This window comes from Roseibium sp. FZY0029 (assembly GCF_036350355.1).
In the GTDB taxonomy this organism is placed as follows: Bacteria; Pseudomonadota; Alphaproteobacteria; order Rhizobiales; family Stappiaceae; genus Roseibium.
The window spans coordinates 368,083-380,012 of the sequence record NZ_JAZDVZ010000007.1; the positions used below are offsets into that span (position 1 = coordinate 368,083).

An 11,930-nucleotide genomic window follows, 5' to 3' on the forward strand; every position below is an offset into this window, starting at 1 on the left:
AGAGCCGCAGACCGGCAGCTCAGTCCAGGCCTCCTTTGGTTCGAACAAAAAGTCGACCTTGGCCGTAACGGTTGCTCAATTCTGAAACCGGAACTTCCAGGTAATTGTTTGCTTGCGCGTACTCGACCATCGGCGCTTCCAGGTCGGGCTCGTAGCCCACCAGGATGGCCGCCGGAGGCACTTTGCCGAACAGGTTTTCCAGGTCGTCAGCGCCGGCCATCCGATAAAATGCGGCAAGCTCGGCGTCCGTATATGGCGCGATCCGATAGGCGAACTGACCGGAGACAAATTCCGGATAGACTTCGAGACCGGCCTCCATCGGGTAAAGAGGCATGAAGGTCGCCACCGGTCCTTCAGGCACATTGTGGGAGGCAAGAGCCTGTTGCAATTCCTGACCGCCGCGAACCATGCGTGCGGAGGTAAACTTGTCCGGGGAAGCAAGGCCTGCCAGCCCGGGCAGGAGCCGCGGAAGCGAAATGACGAGCATGACAAGCATGCTGGCGCAAAGAACCGGCACCACTTGCTGACGGTCTTGAGCCCCGATCTGCCGATAGAGCAGCGCCCCAAGGATCGGCAGGCAGACGAGCGGCTGAATGTAATACTGCGGGAAACCCGGTGTCGGCACGAAACTGAGCGCGGCCGCAAGTGCGATAACCGCAAGGACGACACCGATCTGACCACGGCAGTCGCCGCCCTGGGCCTCACCTTTGTGGTGAGCGCGTACCGCAACCCAGAACAGGTAGACCAGCGCAGTTACGAGGATCAGGGGACCTCCTGCCAGCCAGGCTTCGAACGCAAGCTGCAACTTGCCACCGAGCCCCATCGCCAGGCCGGGTTCATCGGCCGCATTCGCTATCCAGTAATCAATGTGCGGACCGGTATGAAACGACAGCACATGCGCAAGAAACAACTGCGGATCGTCCAGCAGATACCAGAAGACGGGCATGGCTCCGACCAGTCCGCCGGCAGCGAGCGGAAGCACCGTTCCGGTCAACCGTGCGCGCAAGGAAACACGGGCCGGCAGCAGGAAAGCGGCAAGCGCGACTGGAGGAATGAAAACCACTGCGCTGATCTTGCTGCCCGCGGCGAGCGACAGGCACAGCCCGGCAACGAAAATGAGGCTGGATCGGGGCCGCCGGTCCATGGTCTCGGACAGAAACAGGCCGATCCCCAGAACCGCGAAGGGCAGCGGCAACAGGTTGTTGGTCGCAGCCATACCGGCCTGACCGAGCAACGGATCCGCCGCGACAATGGCCACAGCCGAGAAGATCGCCAGCAGCCAGGACCGAGATATGCGAAGCGTTGTCCAGACAATCGCAAGGATCAGCAGCACCCAGAGAAGAAAGACGCCTGTTCTTGCCGAGCCGAGCAATCCCTGATCGCTAAACGCGATGTGCATGTAGTGGAAGAACCAGGCGACATTCGGCACATGGTTGAAGAAGGCGTCCCTGTAGAGCTCCCAGTCCGGCAGGTACTGCGCCGGCGGAACGAACATCATCTCGTCGCGCCGCACGCCAAAGGCCATCAGCCTGCCGTAGAGCGCACCCAGCAACAGCGCGACGCCAGCAACGGATGCCGCACTGACAGCAAGCCGCAGCCATTTCTGACGGTGTCCGGCATGCGAACCCTCGTCCACTGCAACGGTCAACTCGTTGGACTGCAGGACACTCATCGCTGTACGTCCTTTCCACTCTCCCGCGCGCCAAGCGCACGGGCAACAAGAACGTAGGAGAGAGCCACGACGGGCGGCAGCGACAGGAGTTGCGCACCGAGCGCAGGCACCCCGGCTCCGGTCAGGACCGCAAGCAACAGGGCGTTGAATGCATAAGCGACCACATAGGCAAGCCCATAAAGGGGCAGCCTGCCAAAGCCGCTGACACCGAAAACAAACCGGGCATGGATGGAGTAGTTCCAGATAACCCCTAGGCCGAACTGCGCCACGAGAGCAACTTGCGGGTGAACACCCGCCAGAACGAGGATTGCAAAGACCCCGTATCCAAAGGCCGTGTTGATTATGCCGGCGCCAAGAAACCGAACGACGCGGGATGTCATCAGGTCGGTCAATACCGTGCGGGTCGATGCGACTGACAGGGTCATGAGAGGGCAACCTCCGAGACCTGGCGGGCCACTTCAGCCTCCGCAACCGGATCCGGCTTGCGCACGCCGGAAGCATAACGTACGGCCTCAATGCCCATGAGCTGCATCAGCCTGCCATTTACCTGGTGAATGTCGTTCCTGCTGCAGACGAGCTTACGGGCGGCGGCGCCCATGACGGCTGCCCGGTCGGGCTTTTCGATGAAACTTTTCATCGCCCCGGCCAGCGCCTCAACATCATCGCGCGGGACGACGAAACCGGAAACACCATGTTCTATCGTCTCTCCACAGCCCGGCGCATCGGTGGTAATGACGGCGCGCCCGCAGGACATCGCCTCCAGGATCGACCGCGGAATGCCTTCGCGCAGCGACGTCGGGAGAACCAGCACACTGCTTTCATGCAGGAACGGCACGACATCGTTTGTCGCTCCGCGATATCTCAACACCCCGTCATCCTGCCATGCCTTGAGCTGCTCCGGCTCGATCGCATCGGGGTTGCTGTCGGTTGGCCCCAGAATGTCGAGCTGGAAGTCAAGCCCTTCGGATTTCAGGTGTTTTGCAGCTTCAGCAAGAAGAGCAAGTCCCTTGGAGCGAAGCAGACGGCCGACGAAAAGGAAGCGGATGGGTCCTTCAGGTACCGGCGTCGCCGAGAAGCGAGCCGTGTCCACGCCGGAACCTGGAATGTCGTGCAGCGGCACCCGATCCGGAATCAGCCGGAAGGTCCGGATGTCCCGGCGATCCGCGCGATTGTAGCAGAAAGCCGCAGTCAGCCTGCGCAGTGCGATCCGGTGCAGCCAGACAGAGGCGGCGCGCACGTAGCGCCGGCGGCCAACCGGCTTGTCTTCCATGAAGGCATATCCGAGCCCGGTGAACAGGGCGTAGCGGGACCGGATGCCGACCAGTTGCGCTGCAAGGCAGGCATAGACGATCGGCTTCATGGTGTATGCCAGGACGAGTTCGGGCTTTTCCTCGCGAAGCGCGCGCATCAGCGCCCAAAGACTGACGAGATCGCTGAAGGGGTTGGTCCCCGTACGATTCATCGGAATCTCGCGATGGGCGATCCCGTTCTCGTCCAGAATTCTTGCGGTCTCCGCATCGATCTCGGCAGCGAGCGCAACAACCTCATAGCCGTTTGCCTGGAAGCGCCGCATCAGGTCGAGCCGGAAATTGACCAGCGAATACCCGAGGCTGCCGACAATCACGGCGCGCCTGCGGCGGCCGAAATTGCCCTTGCCCGGCGTCGATGACGCACTGACGGCCTGATCCATATGGTTGGCGGAGGCGCTCATTAGCTGGCACTCAGCACTTCAGGTGTGCTGGCAGGCCGAAGAACAGCGTTCGCCGGGACCGGCAGTTTCATGGACAGGTCCATCGCACCAGACCAGGTAATGCTGCTGGCCGCGACCCTGGTTGTTTCCACCGTTTGGGACGTTTTGGTGCCATAGCCGGGCACCAGATCCCGGAGCAACTGATTGACCAGAGGTCCGTTCTGACGCCGCGCAGCAAGCTCCAGCTTCAGGATCATTGCCCGGAGCCGCGCAATCGGAACGCCCTCCGGACGCGCGGCGCTGACACCCGGAATGCCGCAATCGGCCCGGCTTTCGGATTTGTCGAACAATTCCTCGAACAGCTTTTCGCCGGGGCGCATACCGATGAAATTGATCTTGATGTCCTTGTGGGGCGTCAGTCCGGCAAGCCGGATCATGCGCTCGGCAAGATCAACGATCTTCACTGGCTTGCCCATGTCCAGGACGAAGATTTCCCCCTGGCTGGTGTCGAACTTCAGGCCGCTCGCGGCTGAGACCAGCGTCAGCTGAACCGCTTCGCGGATCGTCATGAAGTACCGTTCCATCTTGGGATCGGTGATCGTGATCGGGCCGCCGTTCGTGATCTGGCGCTGGAACAGCGGGATCAACGATCCGGAAGATCCCAGAACATTGCCGAACCGGACCGAGAAGAATCTTGTGCGCTCTTCCGTCTCGTTGGTGATGCGGTCCTGTGCCTGGACGTAGAATTCGGCGACGCGCTTTGTCGCCCCCATGACGTTGGTCGTGTTGACAGCCTTGTCGGTCGAGATCTGCACCATTGCGAGAGCCCCGACTTCCCGGGCAGCATCGGCAACATTGCGCGAACCGACGACGTTTGTCAGAACGCCTTCGCACGGGTTGAGCTCGACGATCGGCACATGTTTCAGGGCGGCCGCGTTGAACACCAGTTCCGGACGGTGCTGTCTGAAGATCGAGTTGACGCGGTCCGCGTCGACAATCGAAGCCACATACATGCGCCGAGGCACATTGGGGAAATGCTGCGACAGATCCATGTCGATCGAATAGGCGTTGAATTCGCAGTTATCGATGATCACGATCTCTGCGGGATTGAAGGACGCGATCTGCCGCGTGAGCTCGCTGCCGATGGACCCGCCGGCACCGGTGACCAGGACCCGCCGGCCTCTGAACACTTCGAACAGCAGCGACCGTTCGACCGCCTTCTGCGGGCGATCCAGAATGTCATCCGGATCCACGGTTCTCATGTTCTGGCCATCACCCGGATCTTGCGCGCCAAGATCCTCCAGCCCGTTCAACCGCGACACGGTGACACCGTGTCCGCTCGCCCAGACGGTGAGTTTCTGAATGCCTTCACTATCGAAATGTGTTGTCGGCTCCGTCAGAAGCAGCCGCTGCGGCAGAACATTCCACTGCGACAGCCGTTCGAGAACATTTTCAGGATCACGCAGCGATCCGATGATCTGGACATCGTGGAAGTAGAGCCCCTGCGTGTTGCGGGCATCGTCGATGATCCCGACCGGCTGATAGCGGGAGCCGGTATTGCGCAAGGAACGCAGGAAGAGGTCGCAACTTGCCCCTGTCCCCACCAGGAGAACCGGAATCTTCGTTTCAACCTTTTTCTCTTTGAGCTGGCGGCTTTGCCGGGTCAGTTCGCGCCCCCTGGCGATCACGCGCAAAGCACCGAGCGCGGGCACCGCCAGATAGAACTGAACGACCACGACAGGAATGGGAACGGAGGAAGTGACCTGATTGAACCGCGACAGAATGGCGATCGACACGCTCGCAAGCAGGGCACCCTTGAGCAGAACGACGATGTCCCTCAACGACGTGGATCGAGTATCCCGGCGGTAGAACCCGGCCAAAGGAAAAATGACCAGTCCGCAGACACACGCCAGCGCCGCGAAGGGCAATATGGCGGGCAACAACTGCTTTTGCGCAGATCCGGTCACCGTCAGAAGCACTGCAAGTGCGGCCGAGAGCGTTATGGAAACGACGTCACCAAGAACAAGTCTTCGGTTAGCCTTCAACTCGGTCACCAGCTGCTGCCACCACCGATGAACCCCCGGCAGGGTCGGCAGGAACGAGTGACTCGAAGCCTTTATCCTGATCTTCGACGAAGTCTCAGAAGAATAAAAATCAGCCATAAGCAACAGCTCCACTAAGCACTGGAGGCGTGAAAATTCACGACCCCTCGTTGTCCGTTTTTTTAACGGACTGATTATTCTTGGTTTTGCTTTGCTGCGACGGCGACTTATTTACAAAATGGAAAATATAAAATCAGATTTCCACTTTTCGAATGTAGTAACGACAAATATTTCCAATTTTTCCGAAGATTGACCCATTCTTGGCCGTAGATCACTTAAAATGATGATCTTATTTATAAAATATAATCTTCAGAACATGAAACAAGCGCTAACGTCACAGGATTTCATGTCAAATTTAGTCTTGCAATTTCAACACACGATGTAGCACATACCGCAAGGTTAATAAATAGTTTTTTTCCACAAAATTTTTGAATCGTTTTATCTCACACCCTTTCCAACGCCTCACTCACGGCAGAAAACGCAGAAAAAACAATGACAATCAGCGGCCCCGCATGCTGCATTTTGACAGTGCAAAAACCGTCATCGCCACATTCGCCCAACGCGATTTATGACGATTGGGCCAAGGTATCGTGGCATGGGGATTCGCATTTCGAGACTTTTTCCGCCGACCCGATTACGTAGCTGCCAGAACCGTCTCACTGAAACCGGCGGGGACTGGAAAATCGTTGCCTGGACATTTCGTGCTTCCACTGCAACCCTGCCGTCAGATTTTTTTATCAGCTTTGAAACAGGCGAACCACGCGCCATCCGATACCTGCGAACCATCTGATTCTAAAAGACTTCCTCGAGGGCACATAGGCGAAGCAGTCTGAATCTTCGAGCCTCTGCCTGAGTTTCACTTGTAAATTATCTCATGGACGCCAATAATACGGCGTCGATGCCTTCAAGGAGATCGTCTCTTTCTATTTTTGGTTTTATTGGCCTTCAGAATTTTCTCTGAGTTTTTTTAAGATTTCAGGAGCCAAGGATTCCGATGAACAGGTTTATTGAAGTTTTTTTGTGCCTTTGCGCGCTTATCGTTGCTTTACCGTTGTTCCTGCTCGCTGCTCTCGCCACATTTCTTACGCTTGGTCAGCCAATTCTTTTCAGGCAAATACGAGCAGGCAAAGGCAGCTCTGTGTTTCGTCTCGTCAAGCTGCGCACCATGAGCGACGCCCGGGACGCTGGCGGGAATTTGCTTCCCGACGACAGACGCGTTTCCACGTTGGGAATTTGGCTGAGACGCATGCGGCTTGATGAATTTCCGCAGCTCTTGTCAATCATTCGCGGTGACATGGCCTTGGTCGGACCACGCCCGTTGAAGCCCGAGACAATCGCTCAATTCGGCCGGGACGGGGAAAGGCGCGGATCCGTACGACCAGGGCTGACCGGTTGGGCGCAGGTGAGCGGCAACACGGCGTTGAGCAACGAGGAGAAATTGCGGCTGGACCTTTGGTATATTGCCCATCGGTCGGCGGCGCTCGATCTCCAGATCCTCTTTGAAACGGTCGGGGTCGCCCTTTTCGGCGAGCACCGGAATGCAGGCCGGCTGGATGCCGCAAGCTCCTGGCAGGATGTCGACAACGGGCTGGAAAACAACCGGGTTTCTGCATGAAAATCGTCTTTGTGGGTGCGGTTGAAGGGTCTCTAGAAGCTCTTGCCGCAATTTGCGCCGCTGGTCACATTCCGTCCCTCGTGGTGACACTCCCGCCGGAACTGTCCGGCCGGCACTCCGATTTTGCCGATCTTGCGCCGACGGCGGAAAAGTACGGCGTGCCGGTTCACCACACTGCACGGTCCGACTCCGAGGAGACGCTCAAGGTCCTTCGAGATGTGGCTCCCGACTTGATACTTGTGATCGGCTGGTCCCAGATCTGCGGTCCTGACTTTCGTGCGATACCGCGGCTTGGCTGTATCGGGTTCCACCCCTCTATCCTGCCGCGCCTGCGCGGCCGGGGTGTTATCCCCTGGACGATCCTTCAGGGTGAATCCGAGGCCGGGGCGACGCTGTTCTGGCTGGGCGAGGGCGTGGACGACGGAGCAATTGCAGCGCAGACGCGCTATCAAATAGACCCGGAAACGATCACGGCCCGTGAGCTCTATGACCACGTCCGCAGCGCTGTGTCCCAGATGCTTCCGCCGCTATTAACGAGGATCCGGTCCGGAGACATCCCGTCCGAACCGCAGTCAGAGGATGGCGTCAGCATATGCGCGCGGCGGCGTCCGGAAGATGGCCTTATCGACTGGACCCGCCCCGCTGCCGAGATCCACCGGCTTATACGGGCCGTCGGCCCTCCCTACCCCGGAGCATTCACCCATACGGCGAATGGCGACACACTGACCGTGCTCAGTGCGAGGCACTACCCTCACAAAGGCCGTTACATCGGCCTGCCTGGTCAGGTCCAGTCGGTTGACGGCTCAGTTTTTACCGTCGCATGCGGCGACGGGCTATGTCTTGAAATCCTCGAATGGACCGGTCCCGAACGGTGCCCCGGTCTTCATTCCAAACTCAGCAGTCGGGCAGTATCATGAATTCTCCAATCTTCAACGGCGATGGCCCGGCACTTGTGATCGCGCCCCACCCCGATGACGAAGTGCTGGGTGCCGGAGGTACCATCGCACGTCTTGCGGATCAGGGCAGAGCGGTGCATGTCGCGATCGTCACGCGAGGCCGCGCCCCCCGGTTTTCTGACGAACAGATCACCAAGGTTCGGGAAGAAGCCGCTGCCGCGCACGCGCATCTGGGGATCGAGCAGACGCACTGGCTTGATTTTCCGGCGGCTGAACTGGCCGAGCATCCTCATGCCGAACTGAACAATGGACTGGGGACGCTCGTGCGGGATCTCGACCCCACCCTCGTCCTTGCTCCGCATCCGGGCGACATCCACCTCGACCATCAGCTCTGCTTTCTGTCCACCTTGGTCGCCAGCCGGCCCCATCAGGCACGGCATCCATCGGTCATCGCCGCATACGAAACGTTGTCGGAGACCAACTGGAATGCGCCGTATCTGACACCGGCATTCGTTCCGAATGTCTTCGTGGACATTTCACCAACGCTTGAGCGCAAGCTTGAGGCTTTCCAGCTTTTCGCAAGTCAGGTTCGCGAGGCTCCGCACGAAAGGTCGGTGCAGGCTCTCCGGGCGCTGGCCACCTTGCGCGGGGCAACCGTACACCGTTCTGCCGCCGAGGGGTTCGTCCTCGTGCGTTGCGTGGTCTGAGGAGAGACGAACATGGGTGGATGGCCAGTCTACACTGACGAAGAGATCGACGCTGTTTCCGCTGTTCTTCGGTCCGGCAAGGTGAATGCCTGGACCGGGCCGGACGTCTTTGCCTTCGAGGCCGATTATTGCAACTACACGGGCGCCGCTCATGCGATCGCAATGGCCAATGGCTCGGTAACCCTGGACACGGCTTTACGGGTTCTCGGCATTCAACCGGGCGACGAAGTCATCGTGACCCCGCGCAGCTTTGTCGCCTCTGCAAGCTGCGTGCTTCTTGCAGGCGGCGTCCCGGTGTTCGCCGACATTGATCCGGACAGCCAGAACATCACGCCGCAGACGATCGCCCCTCTCATCACTTCGAGAACGGTCGGCATCCTGCCCGTGCATCTGGCAGGCTGGCCCTGCGACATGGATGGCATCCTGGACCTCGCCCAGGCAAACGACCTGTGGGTGATCGAGGACTGCGCCCAGGCGCATGGCGCGATGATTGGTCAGCGGCATGTGGGCACACTGGGTGATTTCGGGTCCTATTCCTTCTGCCAGGACAAGATCATCTCGACCGGCGGCGAAGGTGGGATGCTTCTCACCAACAACCCGGACCTCTGGTCGCGCGCCTGGAGCTACAAGGACCACGGCAAGGGCTACACGACAGTGTTCGAAAAGCCCCACCAGCCCGGCTTCCGGTGGCTGCACGATGCAGGCCCGGGCACCAACCTTCGGATGACGGGACCGTCGGCTGCCATCGGACGCATACAATTGTCGCGGCTCGCAGAAACACGTGCCCACCGGACGCGCAATGCCATGACGCTCGCCGAAATCCTGAGCCGGTCAAGTGCGCTACGGGTTCCCCTTCCACCTGCGTCCCTTACCCATGCGTATTATCGTTTTTACGCATTCGTGCGTCCCGAGGCCATGGCAGACGGCTGGTCGCGGGATCGGATCCTTGCCGAAATTGCCGAAGCCGGTCTGCCTGCATTTTCCGGAAGCTGTTCCGAAGTCTACCTTGAAGCCCTCTTTCGCGATAACGGGCTCGGCCCCGCCGAACCGCTTCCCGTGGCCAGACAACTGGGGGAAACAAGCCTTGCTTTCCTCGTCGATACCACATGGGACCACGAGAGAATTGTTGAACTGGCCGAAAGGGTTGTCTCAATCGCGGACCGGTCGGTTGCGGTGTCGCCCAGATCACCCGCAAAGGCCTCCGCCTGAGGAGACCTGTTCCCTTCCTGGCAGGAAGATCCCGACAGACCTCACACCTGAAATGCCTCGCCCCCGACCGGTCATCGGGGGCACATGGCTCTTGGCTCAGGCGTTCTGAATCCGCCTGTTGCGGTAGATTTTCTGCCCGAAATAGATCTGGTAGGGCATCCGCTCGAATACCAGATAGGAAAAATGGGAAAAGAGTGTCGTCAGCAAGAACACGGTCGTGCCGAACAGCAGCAAGGACAGGAATATATTCTCGCCAAACATGCCCATGGATGAGAACAGGTACCTGGTCGCGAAATATATATATGGATGAACGAGATAGAAACTGTAGCTAATCGTTCCGAAATAGAACATCACCCTGTTGTTCAGCAATTTTCCGGTCAGACTGTCTTTCGACGCAGCAAAGAAGAAATAGGTCGCGGTTGCAAGGACCAGCAGGGCCGGGCCGGGAATGATTGTCGGATAGGCTTCGAAGAACTCGTAGGTCCGAAACTTGAAGTCCCAGGTGGTTGCCAGGTAGACCCAAACGAAAAAGGCAATTACTTCAAGCGTTTTGGTGTACTTTAATCCGTTCGTGATCTCACTCTTGTACATCCAGAAAATGGCGGCCCCGGACAGGAAGAACAGGGCTTTCGGATAGTGGTATGTAAACAGGATCGGGATCGCCAGCGAAGCGATCTTCCAGAACACATTCATTTTCCGTGTCAGCAAAAAATACGTCATGCAGGACAGCGTATAGAACATCACCTCGTAGGTGAGGCTCCAGGCGTTAGGAGCAACCTGCTTTGTCGTCGTGAACAAGTCCAGGAAGGTCAGAGAAAACAGGACCGACTCGATGTTGTTGAGTTCCGGATATCTGTTTGTCACGCCATTGAGAGCGGCAAAGAACAACGTCGTCACCAGAAAGAGGGGATAGAGCCTCAAGAGGCGCCTCAAGGCAAACTCTCCAGGAGAATATCTAATAACGCTCGGCAGGATGACGAACCCGCTGATGACGAAAAACAGCATCACGCCAAACGTTCCGAAATTGTGGAACGGCAAGATCCCCTCAACGTATCCAGGCCTGTCGCTGTAAATATGCTCCGCCGTGCCACCGAGAATATGGGCGATCAGAACCATGATCGACGCAACACCGCGCAGACCGTGTACGGAATAGTTGAATTGCGAACTTTGCTGAGAAGAGGAATTCATAGCGGACCATATTCAATTTACAAAAACAAAAGGGGATAAACGGTTATCGTCCGTCACCTTGCGGACGGAACGACTTACGTCGCCGACATCAAAAATTCAGCCGGAAGTCTTTTTAGAGCCTGATCGGCTTATGCGCGTGCAAATGACGGCTCGATATTAAAAACCGTGCGATTGCTGTAGCTATCTTCAATTCAAAATTAGTATTGCAAAAATAGTATCGTAAAATAGATCCTTGTCAATTTTGATTTGCTTGCCTGACGCTTCCCATAACTCGCGCACATCCCAGCCTTTCGTAAGGTTCAAAGCACCCTCCAATCAGCTTCTTCAATTTTTGCTTGGTCGCACAGGGCCTTGACTGATGTGAAGTCAAGTGACTCTGCCTTCTCGGGAAAAAGTTTAAGTTCGAACTTCAGCAGGTTGTCTCACCACTGCCATCTGCTTCCAATCAAGAGAGTCTTTTAACACCTGCACTTTTTGGAATGTGTTTGTCGTCTTTGCTTTTGCTTCGGTTTTTGTTTTTAGGGATTGTTTTGGCCTTCGGCCCTCAAGAAAGCCCTCCAGAGTTTTCAGACGGGATTATTTATTTGTTTATGGGATGAGGCTTTGAGTGTTTTGATCGGCGTTGGGTCGGCCTTAAGTCCAGCTTTCGGTGCCGGTCATGTGAAGATCCTAGCCTCTGGGGGCGAATTAAAAAAAAGGGCCGTCCTATTTGGACGGCCTTTGTCTTGTTTGGTTGCGGGAGCAGGATTTGAGAGTTTTTGTCCCACTGCGTCGGGCATAGCCCTCCTTGCGGGCCCCTGGTCAGTTTAAAATCTGTATCCGTTACCAACAAAAAACCCGGCGCGAGGCCG

The 11,930-nt window shown here is 57.5% G+C and carries 9 protein-coding genes; 4 read left to right on the forward strand and 5 right to left on the reverse strand.

Translation table 11 applies throughout. The annotated features are described in order from the left end of the window. Positions 1 to 19: 19 nt before the first annotated feature. Genes V1T76_RS21235 through V1T76_RS21250 form a run of 4 tightly spaced genes read right to left on the reverse strand, consistent with a single transcriptional unit; the run spans position 20 to position 5,524 of the window. Positions 20 to 1,672, reverse strand: coding sequence for an ArnT family glycosyltransferase (locus V1T76_RS21235; protein ID WP_330562673.1), 1,653 nt, complete (start codon positions 1,670 to 1,672; stop codon positions 20 to 22). Continuing rightward, positions 1,669 to 2,097 (reverse strand): GtrA family protein, encoded by a 429-nt coding sequence (locus V1T76_RS21240; protein ID WP_330562674.1) that lies wholly within the window; start codon positions 2,095 to 2,097, stop codon positions 1,669 to 1,671. The genes V1T76_RS21235 and V1T76_RS21240 overlap by 4 nt, the downstream gene beginning before the upstream one ends. Continuing rightward, positions 2,094 to 3,383, reverse strand: a complete 1,290-nt coding sequence (locus tag V1T76_RS21245) for a glycosyltransferase family 4 protein (RefSeq protein WP_330562675.1) — start codon at positions 3,381 to 3,383, stop codon at positions 2,094 to 2,096. The genes V1T76_RS21240 and V1T76_RS21245 overlap by 4 nt, the downstream gene beginning before the upstream one ends. Further along, a complete protein-coding gene (locus tag V1T76_RS21250) occupies positions 3,383 to 5,524 on the reverse strand; it encodes a polysaccharide biosynthesis protein (protein WP_330562676.1) in 2,142 nt (713 codons plus the stop codon). The genes V1T76_RS21245 and V1T76_RS21250 overlap by 1 nt, the downstream gene beginning before the upstream one ends. Positions 5,525 to 6,458: 934 nt before the next feature. Between V1T76_RS21250 and V1T76_RS21255 the strand changes: the two genes are divergently transcribed. Genes V1T76_RS21255 through V1T76_RS21270 form a run of 4 tightly spaced genes read left to right on the forward strand, consistent with a single transcriptional unit; the run spans position 6,459 to position 9,891 of the window. After that, positions 6,459 to 7,079, forward strand: coding sequence for a sugar transferase (locus tag V1T76_RS21255; protein ID WP_330562677.1), 621 nt, complete (start codon positions 6,459 to 6,461; stop codon positions 7,077 to 7,079). Then, positions 7,076 to 7,996, forward strand: coding sequence for a methionyl-tRNA formyltransferase (locus V1T76_RS21260; protein WP_330562678.1), 921 nt, complete (start codon positions 7,076 to 7,078; stop codon positions 7,994 to 7,996). The genes V1T76_RS21255 and V1T76_RS21260 overlap by 4 nt, the downstream gene beginning before the upstream one ends. Next, the gene (locus V1T76_RS21265; RefSeq protein WP_330562679.1) at positions 7,993 to 8,682 is read left to right on the forward strand and encodes a PIG-L deacetylase family protein; all 690 of its coding nucleotides are present in this window, start codon (positions 7,993 to 7,995) and stop codon (positions 8,680 to 8,682) included. Before V1T76_RS21260 ends, V1T76_RS21265 begins: the two co-directional genes overlap by 4 nt. Positions 8,683 to 8,694: 12 nt before the next feature. Beyond that, entirely contained in the window at positions 8,695 to 9,891 is a 1,197-nt protein-coding gene (locus V1T76_RS21270) for a DegT/DnrJ/EryC1/StrS family aminotransferase (protein ID WP_330562680.1), read from the forward strand. A 96-nt stretch (positions 9,892 to 9,987) separates the two neighbouring features. Here V1T76_RS21270 and V1T76_RS21275 read toward each other — a convergent pair whose 3' ends face one another. Continuing rightward, positions 9,988 to 11,079: an acyltransferase family protein gene (locus tag V1T76_RS21275; protein ID WP_330562681.1), complete on the reverse strand. Its 1,092-nt coding sequence runs from the start codon at positions 11,077 to 11,079 to the stop codon at positions 9,988 to 9,990. Positions 11,080 to 11,930 lie beyond the last annotated feature (851 nt).